Here is a 14,270-nt window from a genome sequence, read left to right as displayed (position 1 = left end):
GCTTTTTGTTTGGATCACAGCCAGCTGTCGTTTCTTTTGTAGCTGCTGTTGAGGCTGCTTTTGTCGTCACTGCTGCCGACGACGGGCAAACACCCCTCCCAGGCCCAGCAACGCCAGAATCCAGGCTCCCAGTGCACCACCGCCGCCAGAACCACCACCAACCGAGGGTGCTGGTGCGGTGTACAAGGGCTGCTGCTGGTCAACCCTGTGATCTTGCACCGGCTGTGCGGCACGTTGCTCGCGAGCTTGTTGTTCAGTAGCCACCCGCTGCTTGTTGGTTTGCTGGATCCCCTTGGCCTGAAACACGTCCTCTCGCAACACAATCATTGAGGTGTAGTCCGTCACCAATCCATATTCCTTGGCGATATCAACGATGGACTGTTTGGTATCGGCATTGGCGCCCAGATAGTCTTGCTGGTCCTGCAAGCCTTCAATGGCGGCGTAAGCCCACAGCCGTTCAAGTTCCGGATAGGCATTATCTTGCTGCGGAAATTCGATGCGGGTTTGATAAAGCTTTTGTTCAGCACCGATGCGACCACGGATTTTCACGTCGGCACTGCCGCCCTGCCAATAATGCCCGAACAGTTGCAGTTGCTGGCCCTGATACAGGCTGCCGATGGTTTGTGGTTGCAGATCCTTGATACGCACGCCATCAATTTCGACCTGCACATCACGCAACGCCTGATGTGTGAGCTTGGCAGTGGCCAGCATAATCTGGCCAACCAGATCGTCGGCGTTGGACACTTCCTGATAAAAGCCCTGGGAAACCTTGCTCATACCCTGCAGTAACGGCCGATTGGCCTGGTTACCCATAATGAAGGAAAATAACCGTACGTCAGTGCGTTGCAGCAGCTCAAGAAACGCCCGTTTTTCGGTGGTGCCCACGTTGGCTACGCCGTCGGTTACCAGCACGATACCCGCCGGACGATCAGCATCCAGATGCTGCAGGGCGTCTTTCAAACCGGCGTACAGGTTGGTGCCATTTTGCGGCTGCACCGCATCCAGCAAAGCCAGCAGCTGGTTAACGTTTTCCGGTTTTACGGCCACATAACCCTGGCTCAGATCAGTGCTGGTGCTGTTAAACAGAATCACCCGTACCCGATCCTGGGCGGACAGTTTGCCCATCGCCTTGCGCACACCTTCCACCAGAGTACTGAACTTGCCTTGCATGGAGCCGGAGACATCCAGCACAAACACCCAGTCACGTCCTTGCTGAATCGGTGCCAGATCCATCGCCGGCGTCAGTGTCATCATAAAGGTGCCTTTACTGTCCGGCGTCGGCTTGTAACTCACCATGTCCAGTCGGCCCGGCAGACCTGGCGTATGACGCCAATAGGTGACGATATCGTGATCCAGTGCGAAGACGGGGGCATTGGCTGAGGCACTGGCTGGTACGTCCCCCTCAAGCTTGCCATCGAATTCGCCCTCGGCCTGGGCATTGATCGCCTGACCGGCAGATGCCTGATTGGATAAAGAAGTCTGATTGGATAAAGAAACCTGATATTCCTGTTCGCTGATCCGATTCACCACCGCCCCCGGCTGATCCGGCAGCCTCAGGCCATCAATCGGATAACTGGAACGCAAGGTCAGGTCAAAACGAAAAGACTGCTGCACCTTGTCGTTGCGGTTCCAGAAATTATCTTTGGCAATGTCCACACCGCCTTCTTCGAGCGGATAGACATAACGGCCAACGCCGTTGTCGGTATGCGTTGGCTGAATGTAAACCAGCCGAATTTTTACCGTGTCTGAAGCCGGCACCGGATAAACAGCGATATTGAAGTCCTTGTAGCTGTCCTGCTCAACCAGCGCGGTTTCGTTGCCCGCCGCTTTCTGTTCTTCATAGACTTCTCGCGCCTGCTGCTTCTCCAGCACCTCGCCAGTCACTGGCTGGCCGTTGATCCAGTAAGTGAATTCTCCGACAGCAGCCTTGTCGGGCACAGGAAAGGAATACATGGCTTCCAGTTCGCTGGCGTTGGGGTTACGAAACACCTGTTCGACCTGAGTCGTCGCGTAACCATCAGCAATCACCACCTTGACGTGTTGTGACTCAATGGTCAGCGGTTGATAGCTGGCATTTTTCGGCGTTAACAGCCCGGCTGCTTCTGACTGGCCAGAGGCCAGCAAGAGTGCCGAAGCCAGGCTGGCAGTCGCCAGCCAAAGACGTTGGTTATGGAAAGTACGAAAAGATTGAGCAATACGTGGCAGTTTCATGATGGCGTCCCTTTGCTGATCACGGCGCTGCGATGGCCGCGTTGGGCGCACTATTGGTCAGTTACCAGTCGACGCAAAGGAGACTCTGCAAAGGTTAATCCGGTGAGACGTCGGGTATCAGCTGACGATACTTTTGACAGTCGGCGGTCGAAACAGCTGGTTATTCGCAGTCCGTGCAACCGTTTCGAATCGCCTGACTGAAGTCGTCGGCATCTGGCGTAACCAGCGGGTTAACCCGTACTGTCTGACGTATTTGTTCGATCGTTTGAGTCTGATTGAGATAACCCAGCTCATAGGCAACCTCATCACTGTAGCCAGGCAGCAGCAGTCGCCAATCGGTCAGCACATCCAAGGTATCAAAAGCACCACTCAGCAACAGTAAATGACTCAGGCAATTATCCAGCACGGTATTATAAAAGCGCGGTTGCTCTGCCAGTTGGCGAGCATCCTGCAAAAACATCCGCAATAACTGCTGCACTTGGGCAGGGGGCAAAGTCATCGGATACAGGTACAAGCGCTCCTGCCGCACATGGCTGCGCAGGCCGAGCAGGTCTTGCTCGGTTCCAAGTACCCAGGTCATCTCATATTGGCGTAACAGCCCCAGCAAGGGATTGTAACTCTGGCCCTGCTCCATGCGCGCTTCAAGCGACATAACCAGATACCGGCCATCATCAAATTCGAAACTGACCAGGTTGTGTGCCATGCCGTAATCGGCAAAGTGCGACAGCCCGAACCACAGACGCTGTGCCTGAGAGATCTCAAATTCATCATCGAGATAAGACAAACCCGCTGGATGGCCGTCTGAGATATAGCGAAAATCGCGCATATCGCCGATTCGAACATGGTTATTGTTCAGCTCAACAAGTGCAGGACGCCGATGCTCAGGAATCCAGTTGCCATCGTTGCTCGGTTGCAGACCCGCCAGATACATGACAGCTACGCCCAGCAGAATCAGTGGCAATCCCAACCAGAACAACCAACGGCGTTTGGATGCCAGCTTCATATCAGGCGACTCACAGGGTTTTGGTGTTTTTCTGACGGCGGAAATCGGCAAACACCCGGGATTCCCAGGGGCGTGTCGCCAACAACAAACTGGTACCGTACCTTTGCTCCAACGGCAGGATTTCATCCTGCTGGTGGCGGTCGTTAAACTCGGCCACCACCTTGCGCAGCTTGCTGATCAATTCCAGAATGGCCGCTTCGGACAACATACCTGACACAAATTGGCGGTATTCGCCCTTGCCAGCAAAGCGAGACTGGAAAAATTCGGCCTGAATCTGTTGTTCAAAAAAGCGCTGGATTGGCCCATCCGGAATCCAGCTGAAATCCTGCGCGATCAACAAACGGGTGCGATTGCCGGGTAGCAGCTCGATAATTTTCATCCGATCAAGCCGCGCCAGCAGCTGAATGCCTTCATGCTGGTCGATGCGGTAGGTGTCGATGATTTGCTCGAAATTCCACTTGTTCATCAGACTATGCGCAACCAGTAACAGCCGGATATCACCAACCAGTTCCCGCTCCTGCTCCATCGACAGTCGCGAAGTGTGTTGGCGCTGCTGCTCGGTTGAGCGCATCAACTCCAGCAGTTCGATGTCGAGCATCAGGCATATTTTTTCGAGCCGATCGAGCGTAAACCCCTGATCAGCAAACAGCCGTTTGACACTGGGTTCAGACAATTCGAGGCAATCGGCAACATCCTTATAGGTCTTGCCATTCGCTCGCAGCAGCTTTTTCAGCGTATCGATAATATGACGGGTCTGGCTCACCTTGAGCCTCCAATGGACTACAAATCGCCATCACTATAAACCATTGTTGCTGGTTTGCTTGAGGTAAGCGTTTGGTTGCGACAACTGTTTCACAGAATGGTATCAACCAGGCGGGAAAGCCCGCCAGGTTGATTGGTCAGAGCGCGTCAGGCAGGCACGCTGCCGTGTGGGTCGATAACAAATTTCTTCGCCGCACCACCGTCAAAATCGGCGTAGCCAGCCGGCGCATCATCAAGGCCGATCACCTGTACGTTGACGGCATCGGCGATTTTGATCTTGTCGAACAGGATCGCCTGCATCAGTGGGCGGTGATATTTCATGACCGGGCACTGGCCGGTATGGAAAGAGTGAGACTTGGCCCAACCCAGACCAAAACGCATGCTCAGCGCACCCTGTTTGGCGGCGTCATCAACTGCGCCAGGGTCTTCCGTAACGTACAAGCCTGGAATACCAATCTGGCCGCCCGCACGGGTGATAGACATCGCCGAGTTCAGTACCGTCGCCGGTGCTTCTACATGGGAATTACAGCCACAGGCGTGAGCCTCAAAACCAACACAGTCAACGAAGCAGTCGACTTCACGTTCGCCCAGAATTTGCTCCAGCTTGTCTTCCATTGAACCCTCTTCTTTGAGGTTAATGGTTTCACAACCAAAACTGCGTGCCTGCGCCAGGCGGTCGTCGATCATGTCACCAACAATCACACAGGCAGCGCCGAGCAGCTGTGCAGAAGCCGCAGCGGCCAAACCGACCGGACCAGCACCAGCAATATATACGGTAGAGCCCGGGCCAACACCGGCCGTCACACAACCATGGAAACCGGTTGGCAGGATGTCAGACAGCAGCGTCAGGTCACGGATTTTTTCCAGCGCCTGATCCTTGTCCGGGAACTTCAGCAGGTTAAAGTCTGCGTAAGGCACCATCACGTATTCAGTCTGACCGCCAACCCAGCCGCCCATGTCAACGTAGCCATAAGCAGCACCCGGACGTGACGGGTTCACATTCAGACAAATACCGGTTTTGCCTTCCTTACAATTACGACAGCGGCCGCAGGCGATGTTGAACGGCACAGAAACGAAGTCGCCGACTTTGAGGAATTCAACGTCGCGGCCACACTCGATGATCTGACCGGTAATTTCATGACCGAGAACCAGACCAGATGGCGCAGTGGTACGGCCACGAACCATGTGCTGGTCGGAACCACAGATGTTGGTAGTAATTACCTTGAGGAGCACGCCGTGTTCGCATTTGCGATCACCCAGACTCAGTTCAGGAAAGGCAATGGATTCGACAGCGACTTCGCCCGGGCCCTTATAGACCACGCCGCGATTGGTGTTGCTCATAGCTTGTATCTCCAGAATCTTGTTTTTATTGCATTAGGAGGCAACCTGCTGAACAGGTTGTTGAACACGCTACGCGGCAGACCCGGCCCAGTCTTGCCGAAAATGGACCCTTTTATGCCTGCTACGGCCTCAGGAGATGAGAAAGAGTTTTACCAGATAGAAAAATGAACTTTGGCGGCCCGGAGTTTATTGCCCGACTACCAGGGTCGTAGCCGATCAAGCGGTACTGGCCAGCCCCTTCAGCCCGGCGATCAAAAAACACAGCATTTGCTCCGCCACCTGTTCTGGCGGTTGCTGTCGAACCTCACCAACAGGAAGTGGCAATCGCTCGTCGACGACCAGCAGCATCAGGCACGGCCCGGCCAGCTGGATCATGGCGGTTGCCAATCGTGGGTCATTAACATCAAGCCCGGCAATAGCGGCCAGCAGCTGTCGGACAATGACGATCTTCGGAGTGATTTCAGCATCCACCAGGGCTCGTAAATCAATACTGGGAACCAGGATCTCACGCACCAGCACCCGGACATTCCAGCTTTGCCGAGCGGTTACCACCCTTGCCAGAAAACGTACCAGCCCGGCCAGCTTTTGTTCAGGCGAAGCCGGGCTCTGTTGTAGTTGCTGCAAAAAATCCAGTGAAACAATGCTGCGATGGGCCTCAACCAGCACCGCCTGATACAAACCGTTACGGCTACCAAAATGGTAATTGATGGATGCCAGATCCACCCCGGCAGATTCCGCGACGGATTTATTGGTGGTCGCCGAGAACCCCTGCTTGCCGAACAAGTCCCCCGCCGCCTGTAATATTCGCTGGCGAGTCTGATCGCCATCCGAGCGCGAGCGTCCGCGGCCGGATTCTGCGGGTGAATTGGTTTTGTCATTCGAATCAATCATATTTTTGTGCTTTTACCAACACAGCCATTCCAATCTGGATTTTTTTTAGTTTAAATCGAATTTAAACTAATGCCAGCAGATCGTGCATGGAGCATCTGATGAAAAAGCCATTGATTATAATTGTTCTATTGGCTGCCGCTTTGATTGGTTACCTGCTTTACCAGCAAACCCGCCCCCAGCAGGACCCTGATCAACTGACCCTGTACGGCAACGTCGATGTGCGCCAGGTATCACTCTCCTTCGAAGGTTCCGGACGCATCACCCAGATGCTGGCAGAAGAAGGTGATCAGCTTCATCAGGGAGATGTAGTTGCTGTGCTGGACACCCAGCCACTGGAATTGCAGGCTCAGGAAGTCACTGCCCGTATCGAAGCCGCCCAACAAGGCCTGCTGAAACTGCAGAATGGTGCCCGCCCACAGGAAATCGCCCAGGCCCGCAGCCAACTGACCGCCGCCAAAACCCAGGCTCAACAATCCAGCCGTGATTACCAGCGTCTGCAAGACATATTCAAGGCGTCCAAAGGTACCAGCGTCAGTCAGTCTGATGTCGACAAGGCTCACAGTGCGCTGTTGATTGCCGAAGCCCAGGCCAATCAGAGCCAGCAGGCACTTGAGCTGCTGCTGGCCGGTGCCCGCGCCGAAGACATCGCCGCCGCCGAAGCCCAGTTACAGGTATTGCAGGCGAACCTGCAGTTACTGCAATTGCAGATTCAAAGAGGCCAGCTGATTGCCCCTGCCGACGCCAACATCCGTTCGCGTTTGCTGGAAGTCGGCGATATGGCGTCGCCCTCTCGGCCGGTTTTCACACTGGCACTGACCAATCCCAAATGGATTCGCGTTTACGTTAACGAAACCCGTCTGGGGCGAATTCATGAAGGCATGAAGGCCAGTATCAGTAGTGACAGCCAGCCAGACAAACCAATAACCGGCAGCCTGAGCTACATTTCATCCTCGGCTGAATTCACACCCAAGGCAATCCAGACCGAAGAGCTGCGCACCAGCCTGGTCTACGAAGTGCGTATCCGCTTCGACGACCCTCAAGGCCAGCTGAAACTGGGCCAGCCAGTAACCGTCAACATCGCTCTGAATCAGTAATTCAGCATGAGCATTCTGGTTGCAGCCAACAGGCTGTCAAAACAGTTTATCGATGCCAGCGGCGTGCCTTTTAACGCCGTTGATGAGCTCACCCTGACCGTAAAAGCAGGCCAGCTGACCGCACTGGTTGGCCCTGACGGCGCGGGCAAAACCACCCTGATGCGCATGATCGCCGGCTTGTTGAAGCCGACTGAAGGCACTCTGACCGTGCTGGATACGGATATCAGTCTGGACCCTCAGTCCGTGCAAGATCGCATTAGCTATATGCCGCAACGCTTTGGTTTATATGAAGATTTAAGTGTGCAAGAAAACCTCACCCTGTATGCCGACCTGCACAATGTGCCGCTGCAGCGGCGCCAGCAACGTTTCGAGCGTTTACTCCAGCTGACTGACCTGGCCCGCTTCACCGACCGCCCGGCCGGCAAGTTATCTGGCGGCATGAAACAGAAACTGGGACTGGCTTGTACGCTGGTCCGCTCTCCCGACCTGCTGTTACTGGATGAACCCAGTGTGGGGGTTGACCCCTTGTCTCGACGGGAGTTGTGGAAAATCATCCAGCAACTGGTGCACGACGAACAGCTCAGCGTGATCGTCAGTACGGCTTACATGGATGAGGCTGAGCGCTGCCAGCAAGTCTATGTGATGCATCACGGCAAGACGCTCGCCAGCGGTTCCCCGGATGAACTGCGCCACCGCGCTGACGGCCTGACGTTAACCATGGAGCCCCCTGCTGAGACACCGGCCCGCAATGTGCAGGCGCGTTTGCTGGATGCTCGCGAGCTGATTATCGACGCAGTTCCGGCAGGCGGTGCCGTGCGATTCAGTCACTACCCTGACGCTGATAGCCGCCAGCTTGACCAGCTCTATCAGCCGTTACCAGTCAGCGAGCGCCCGACTGAACTGGAAGACGCCTTTATGATGTTGCTGCGTGAACACAGTGACGGCTCTGCCAGCCAGAAAAGCGTCAACCAGAATCCCGCACCAACAACCGGGCCCACGACGCCAGCGCCAGATTTTCAGGTAATCAAACAGGACGACACCCACAAACCGGCGATTGAAGTCCGCAACCTGGTTCGAACTTTTGGCGACTTCACCGCCGTTGCCAGTACTTCTTTCAGCGTCCAGCGTGGCGAAATATTTGGACTGCTGGGGCCGAATGGCGCTGGTAAAACCACCACCTTCCGAATGCTTTGTGGGCTGCTGCCAGCGTCCAGCGGGTTTCTGGAAGTTGCTGGAGTTAACTTGCTGACTGCCCGCGCCAAGGCCCGTGGCCGGATCGGTTATGTATCGCAAAAGTTCGCTCTCTATTCCAATCTGACCGTACTGGAAAACCTGGAGTTTTTTGGTGGCGCCTACGGTCTGCGTGGCAAGCACTTGCGCCAGCGTATTCAGCACACCCTTGAGCAATTCCAGCTTGATCCCAAAGCCAGCAGTGGCAAGCTGCCCGCCGGTTACAAACAACGACTGGCGATGGCGACCGGCCTGTTACACCAGCCAGATATTCTGTTTCTGGACGAACCGACCAGTGGCATCGACCCTCTGGCCCGGCGCGATTTCTGGCGCACCATCACCAGTCTGGCGCAGCAAGGTGTGACCATCATCATCACCACCCATTTCATGGAAGAAGCTGAATACTGCGATCGCATCGCCATTCAGGATGCAGGCAAGCTGTTGGCACTTGGAACGCCACGGGAGGTTCGCGAACTGGCCGGTGATGGCTACAACAGCAACATGAATGATGCCTTTATCGCCATCGTCGAGATGAATCGTGACCGTCTGGCGCAGCAAGAATCCCGCAACCGGGCTTCTCAACCGCAGGAAGCCAGCACATGACCGCAGCCAGCAACGCTACCAAGCCCCAATCAACGATCCGATCATCCAGCCCCTTCCGCAGGCGTCTGTGGGCATTGACCAAGAAGGAATCCCGCCAGCTCTGGCGTGACAAAAGCAATCTGATGGTTGGCATCCTGTTGCCCGCGATTCTGATTCTGCTGTTTGGTTACGGCATTTCATTTGATGTCAAAAACACCCGCATCGCCGTGGTGGTCGAAGATCATTCCCCGGTGGTGGAAAACGTTATCGCCGGACTGGCAGGCAGTACTTATCTGGAGCCTGTGCGGGTCAATCATATTCAGCAGGCAGAAGCCCTGATGCGGGCCAGCGAGGTAAAAGCCATCGTGCGTATTCCGCAGGATTTCTCGCGGCAGCTGAATGACGGCAAAGCCCAGATCCAGCTGCTGACCAATGGCATCGACACCACCACCGCAAACAGCATGGAGAATTTTATTTCTGGTGCGATTCAGTCCTACGGCTTGCATCAGGCCGACCGCAACGGCCAGGGCAATGCTGAAACGGGTGTTATGGTGGTGTCGCGCATGTGGTACAACGAAGCCGCCAACAGCCACTGGTTTGTGGTGCCCGGTCTGATTGTGATGGTAGTCACCCTGATCGGTGCCTTTCTGACCGCCTTACTTATTGCCCGCGAATGGGAACGCGGCACACTGGAGTCGCTGTTTGTAACGCCCGTTCGGCCGCTGGAGATCATCATTGCCAAGCTAATTCCCTACGCCCTGATCGGCGTATTTGATGTGTTTATGTGCATGATGGCGGCCCGTTATCTGTTTGAAGTGCCGATTCGCGGTTCCATCAGCCTGATTGTGATCGCCTCGCTGCTGTATCTGTGGGTTGCCCTGCTGCTGGGGCTGGTGATCTCCGCCCGCACCCGCAACCAGTTTCTAGCCAGCCAGATGTCGTTAATCATCAGCTTTCTGCCAGCCTTGATGTTATCTGGCTTTGTCTTCGACCTGCACAACGTGCCGGTGGTGGTTCAGGCCGTCAGCCAGATACTACCGGCGACTCACTTTGTCAGCTTGCTGAAAACCCTGTTTCTGGCCGGTACCGACTGGCAGATGTTCTGGCAGGAGTGCGGCATTCTGGTGATTTATATTGTTCTGCTGACGCTGGTTGCCAGGCGCCTGTTACCCAAATCGCTCGACTAGACGGAACCGGTTATGACTGAGCTGATCGCTTATTTGCACCAGATTCTGGTGTTGTGTCGCAAGGAGCTGCTGGCGCTGTTCAAGGATCCGTCCAGCCGCGTGGTGTTGGTTGCGCCGGTACTGGTGCAGTCAATGCTGTTTGGCTACGCCGCGACTTACGATCTCAACCATATTTATTACGCCGTTTTGGATCAAAGCCACAGCGAAGCATCGGCAAAACTGTTGAATCGACTGGATGGCAGCGGCGTGTTCGAACGCAACGTCACCCTCACCTCACCGCAACAGATCCCACAAGCGGTGGACCGGCTGGACGCCATGCTGGTACTGAGTATTCCGGCTGACTTCGCCGATAAGCTACAGTCTGGCGAACCTGCGCCTGTGCAGGTCATTGTTGATGGCCGCAACTCCGCCACCGCCAGCAGTGCACTGCTGCACATGAACCGGGTGATTACCAGCTTTAACCAGCAACAGCAGCTCAGTAATGCCGCTATCCAGATCACCCGCAGGGCCTGGTACAACCCCAATGTCGAGTCACGCTGGAGCATGATGACCGCCATGGTGGCGACCCTGAGCATTATTCAGACGCTGATGTTGGCGGCCTTGTCGGTCGCCCGTGAACGCGAACAAGGTACCTTCGATCAGCTATTGGTAACGCCACTGGCTCCGATGCAGATCCTGGCAGGCAAGGCGATTCCGGCGATTATGGTGGGGCTGGTGCAGTCGACTTTGGTGTTGCTGATAAGCCTGTTCTGGTTTGGTATTCCGTTCCGCGGCGAACTCTGGCTGATGTATCTGGCGTTACTGGCTTTCACCGGTGCCGGCGTTGGTATTGGCCTGACGATTTCAGCGATATCCCTGACCATGCAGCAGGCCATGCTGTACACCTTTCTGATTATTTTGCCGCTGATGTTGTTGTCCGGGCTGATCACCCCGATCGACAACATGCCGGAAATTCTCCAGCTGAGCACCTGGGCCAACCCACTGCGTTTTGGTATTGAGCTGATCCGGCGGATCTATATGGAAGGGGCTGTTTTTGCGGATATCGCCCACGACTTCATCCCACTGCTGATCATGGCGGCATTTACCCTGCCACTGGCAGCCTGGATGTTTCGCCACCGATTGGGCTAGTAATCGGCAGACCAGCAAGATCTTTGCACAGTCCGTGAAATGCAAAAATGTCGTCAGATTATTGGTGGCCATTGGCGGTATTCTGAGAATGGATTTCAGCATCTTGGATCAGCCTGCCATGACCTTCCCCGCCACGGCCTCCCGGACGTGCCTTTTTGCTATCCATCATTGTTGCCGTTGGTGCTGGCCAGGGCTACCGGCAGCGTTGCATGCAAGCATCTGGTTCGGTGTTTTCCTGCTCTCCAGCCTGGGCCCCGGCAGCGCCCATGCGACCCTGCAATTGAACAGCGACCAAAGCTATTCTTTGTCCGGTCAGCTGCAGCAATTGCAACCCGAGATCGCAACCAATGACATCAATCTGGTTGCAAGTGGCCAGGCGGGTACTTTCCTCCCGCTCCCCGGCCAGTTGATTGAGGGAGTCGGCGGCACTCGCTCAATCTGGTTACGGTTTTCCCTGCAGCGAACCCGCAGCGGTCCAGATAAACTCTATTTACGCATCACACCACCCTTGCTCGACCATATTGAGTTCTATCAGCCCGGCCCTGATGGCTGGGTCCGAATGGTCAGTGGCGACCAGGTTCGCCATTCCGAATGGCCTGAAGACGATCGCACTCCCGGTTTTCTGATTGATCTGACCCGGCAGCAAACAGGGACAGATCCGCAAGACTACTACATCCGCTTGCGTCAGAACGGCTTGATGAATGCCTATTTCATACTCTACCCAGTCAGCCAATACCAACAGCGTCAACAGGATGAATCACTGCTGTTCGGATTGTATTTCGGCGTATTCTTTTCTCTGATTCTGATCAATCTGCTGCACTGGATCAGCTTGCGTGAGCGTATTTTCGGTGAGCTGACGATCTACCTGGCCCTGCGTGCTGCCTTTTACCTGAGCTTTAACGGACTCATTTTTCAGTGGTTATTGGGTGATGAGCCACTGCTGAACGAGTATGTGCTGAAAACCCTTACGGCACTGACCGTCGCCAGCCAGATTTTCCTCACTGCCAGGGTACTGGAACTGACAAGCAGTTATCCGCGCATGGCCCGGCTTTACACGGCACTGGGAATATTGTCACTGGCCATTGGGGTGTCGGTCTGGTTTGGCTGGTTCACCCTGCTGATGGGAGGGCTGGCATTGGCGCTGGTACTCACCGGAGTGCTGAATGTTGTGATTGCCCTTGACCAGTTGCGCCAGCAGCGGCCATTGGGACGCCTGCTCCTGGCGGTGATGACCATTTTGTTGTTTTGTCAGCTGGCCATTTCGCTGCCGTCATTACGCATTAATTCCGGCATGATGGTGGACTTGTACGGCAGCCAGGTTGGCTCGCTGATTATCTCAATGGCAATTCATGTGGCCGTTGCCATGCGGGTTTCCCAGTATAAAAAAGCCCGCAACGCCAATGCGGAAAGCGCCCGCATCGCCGCGGCCGAAGCAGATTCCGAACGAGCTGCAAGACAAGAACAGGCAGATTTTGTCGCCATGCTGTTTCATGAGATCAAGACACCGCTGGCCGAAATTGATTCAGCCACAACCATACTGGAGCATCTGGACGATGGGACTGTTCGAGGTACCGGTGACCGTTATGACACGATTCATAGTGCCGTGGAGCGACTGAACCGGCTGGTCGAACACAGCCTTTCGCGCGACCGCCAGGGGCTCGACGCGGCCCACCTGAACCGCACTCCCACCCGCTTGCGGCCGCTGGCAGAAACCGTAGTGAATGATTTTCGCGGCTTTCGCAGCAACCCCTTGTTGCTCTGTGGCGGCGAAAGCCTGGCCGCGTTGCACATTGACCCGGAAATGGTGCGGGTTGCACTTGCCAACCTGATCGACAACGCAATCAAGTATTCGCCGGCTGGCAGCACGATTCGTATCGATCTTGATCAAACCGTTCAATCCCAGACATTGTCTGTATGTGACAGTGGCCCTGGCATGGATGCTATAGCGGCAGACCGGGCCTTTGACCGCTACTGGCGTGGCAACACCAGTGGCAGCACTACAGGCGCCGGGCTGGGGTTATATCTGGTACGCAAGATCGTGTTGGCCCATGGCGGCCAAATCCAGATTGATTCCCGGCCCGGGGTTGGCAGTCGATTTATTCTGACCCTGCCGGAGTTTTCCACATGAATCCTGTTTCCCCCTCTGCCGCCAGCATTCGCTGTCTGGTGGTTGAAGACAATCCCAGCCTCAATCGCGATTTACTGTTTTACCTCAACAGTCAGGGGATAAATACCACTGGCGTAATGGACGGCAAGGCCATGGACCTGGCACTACAGCAGCAGGCTTATGATGTGGTTATTCTTGACCTTGGCCTGCCCGGCGAAGACGGCCTGAGTATCGCCAGCCGACTGTCGGCCAACCGCAATCTGGGGCTGATAATCCTCACCGCGCGGGACATCCTGACAGATCGTCTGGCTGGCTGGGAAAGTGGTGCCCATGTCTATCTGGTCAAGCCGGTGCCACTGGAAGAAATCACTGCAGTCATCAACTCGGTCTATCGCCGCTTGAACCCTGCGCCAGTTGATCCGCAGTCACAGGCCTGGCGTTTTTATCCGTTACGGCGGGAGTTGATTTCACCGCTTGGTGCCACCATCCCACTGACTTTTCGTGAACGCCTGCTGATCAATGCCATGGCTGAAGCACCACAACAATACATACCGCGCGACATGGTGCTGGAACAAGATACCGGCGGGGCCATCGACGCCCTCATTCATCGGCTACGCCGCAAGCTCAAACAGCATGGTGATCCGATCAGGACTGTCTATGGAGAGGGATTTGTTTTTGAGGGTGAGCTTGCGCTGTGCCTGCCTGAAAATAATTAGCCATCCGCCACGCCTTGG

At 55.3% G+C, this 14,270-nt stretch carries 11 protein-coding genes; 6 read left to right on the top strand and 5 right to left on the bottom strand.

Translation table 11 applies throughout. The features are described from left to right. Nucleotides 1–66: 66 nt before the first annotated feature. The 5 genes from K6123_RS06495 to K6123_RS06475 form a co-directional block, all read right to left on the bottom strand. Nucleotides 67–2,211, bottom strand: coding sequence for a VIT and vWA domain-containing protein (locus K6123_RS06495; protein ID WP_221795380.1), 2,145 nt, complete (start codon nucleotides 2,209–2,211; stop codon nucleotides 67–69). Between the two features lie 160 nt (nucleotides 2,212–2,371). Beyond that, nucleotides 2,372–3,214 carry a lipoprotein N-acyltransferase Lnb domain-containing protein gene (locus K6123_RS06490; RefSeq protein WP_221795377.1) on the bottom strand — a complete coding sequence of 281 codons (843 nt, stop codon included), beginning with the start codon at nucleotides 3,212–3,214 and terminating at the stop codon, nucleotides 2,372–2,374. Between the two features lie 10 nt (nucleotides 3,215–3,224). Next, nucleotides 3,225–3,977 (bottom strand): helix-turn-helix domain-containing protein, encoded by a 753-nt coding sequence (locus tag K6123_RS06485; protein ID WP_221795375.1) that lies wholly within the window; start codon nucleotides 3,975–3,977, stop codon nucleotides 3,225–3,227. A 146-nt stretch (nucleotides 3,978–4,123) separates the two neighbouring features. Beyond that, the gene (gene fdhA / locus K6123_RS06480) at nucleotides 4,124–5,317 is read right to left on the bottom strand and encodes a formaldehyde dehydrogenase, glutathione-independent (RefSeq protein WP_221795373.1); all 1,194 of its coding nucleotides are present in this window, start codon (nucleotides 5,315–5,317) and stop codon (nucleotides 4,124–4,126) included. Nucleotides 5,318–5,533: 216 nt separating this feature from the next. After that, nucleotides 5,534–6,208: a CerR family C-terminal domain-containing protein gene (locus tag K6123_RS06475; RefSeq protein WP_221795371.1), complete on the bottom strand. Its 675-nt coding sequence runs from the start codon at nucleotides 6,206–6,208 to the stop codon at nucleotides 5,534–5,536. 98 nt (nucleotides 6,209–6,306) lie between these two features. Here K6123_RS06475 and K6123_RS06470 point away from each other — a divergent pair, with 98 nt between their 5' ends. The 6 genes from K6123_RS06470 to K6123_RS06445 all read left to right on the top strand — a co-directional run bounded on the left by K6123_RS06470 (nucleotide 6,307) and on the right by K6123_RS06445 (nucleotide 14,252). Beyond that, nucleotides 6,307–7,302 (top strand): HlyD family secretion protein, encoded by a 996-nt coding sequence (locus K6123_RS06470; protein WP_221795367.1) that lies wholly within the window; start codon nucleotides 6,307–6,309, stop codon nucleotides 7,300–7,302. A gap of 6 nt (nucleotides 7,303–7,308) precedes the next feature. Beyond that, nucleotides 7,309–9,135 carry an ATP-binding cassette domain-containing protein gene (locus K6123_RS06465; protein ID WP_221795364.1) on the top strand — a complete coding sequence of 609 codons (1,827 nt, stop codon included), beginning with the start codon at nucleotides 7,309–7,311 and terminating at the stop codon, nucleotides 9,133–9,135. Further along, nucleotides 9,132–10,301 (top strand): ABC transporter permease, encoded by a 1,170-nt coding sequence (locus K6123_RS06460; RefSeq protein WP_221795362.1) that lies wholly within the window; start codon nucleotides 9,132–9,134, stop codon nucleotides 10,299–10,301. The genes K6123_RS06465 and K6123_RS06460 overlap by 4 nt, the downstream gene beginning before the upstream one ends. A gap of 12 nt (nucleotides 10,302–10,313) precedes the next feature. Beyond that, nucleotides 10,314–11,429 (top strand): ABC transporter permease, encoded by a 1,116-nt coding sequence (locus K6123_RS06455; protein ID WP_221795359.1) that lies wholly within the window; start codon nucleotides 10,314–10,316, stop codon nucleotides 11,427–11,429. Between the two features lie 205 nt (nucleotides 11,430–11,634). After that, on the top strand, nucleotides 11,635–13,557 hold the full coding sequence (locus K6123_RS06450) for a sensor histidine kinase (protein WP_221795356.1): 1,923 nt from the start codon (nucleotides 11,635–11,637) through the stop codon (nucleotides 13,555–13,557). Then, on the top strand, nucleotides 13,554–14,252 hold the full coding sequence (locus K6123_RS06445) for a response regulator transcription factor (RefSeq protein WP_221795353.1): 699 nt from the start codon (nucleotides 13,554–13,556) through the stop codon (nucleotides 14,250–14,252). Before K6123_RS06450 ends, K6123_RS06445 begins: the two co-directional genes overlap by 4 nt. The last annotated feature ends 18 nt before the right edge of the window (nucleotides 14,253–14,270 follow it).

This window comes from Oceanobacter mangrovi (genome assembly GCF_019740315.1).
Taxonomy (GTDB): Bacteria; Pseudomonadota; Gammaproteobacteria; order Pseudomonadales; family Oceanobacteraceae; genus Oceanobacter; species Oceanobacter mangrovi.
The sequence above is the reverse complement of the archived record's forward strand: the minus strand, read 5'-3'. Positions and strand labels throughout refer to the sequence as shown.

Excerpts from the sequence above, each read along its gene's own strand:
- fdhA (WP_221795373.1), bottom strand. The coding sequence starts at position 5,317 with ATGAGCAACACCAATCGCGGCGTGGTCTATAAGGGCCCGGGCGAAGTC.
- K6123_RS06460 (WP_221795362.1), top strand. The coding sequence starts at position 9,132 with ATGACCGCAGCCAGCAACGCTACCAAGCCCCAATCAACGATCCGATCA.
- K6123_RS06445 (WP_221795353.1), top strand. The coding sequence starts at position 13,554 with ATGAATCCTGTTTCCCCCTCTGCCGCCAGCATTCGCTGTCTGGTGGTT.
- K6123_RS06475 (WP_221795371.1), bottom strand. The coding sequence starts at position 6,208 with ATGATTGATTCGAATGACAAAACCAATTCACCCGCAGAATCCGGCCGC.
- K6123_RS06455 (WP_221795359.1), top strand. The coding sequence starts at position 10,314 with ATGACTGAGCTGATCGCTTATTTGCACCAGATTCTGGTGTTGTGTCGC.
- K6123_RS06490 (WP_221795377.1), bottom strand. The coding sequence starts at position 3,214 with ATGAAGCTGGCATCCAAACGCCGTTGGTTGTTCTGGTTGGGATTGCCA.
- K6123_RS06495 (WP_221795380.1), bottom strand. The coding sequence starts at position 2,211 with ATGAAACTGCCACGTATTGCTCAATCTTTTCGTACTTTCCATAACCAA.
- K6123_RS06470 (WP_221795367.1), top strand. The coding sequence starts at position 6,307 with ATGAAAAAGCCATTGATTATAATTGTTCTATTGGCTGCCGCTTTGATT.
- K6123_RS06465 (WP_221795364.1), top strand. The coding sequence starts at position 7,309 with ATGAGCATTCTGGTTGCAGCCAACAGGCTGTCAAAACAGTTTATCGAT.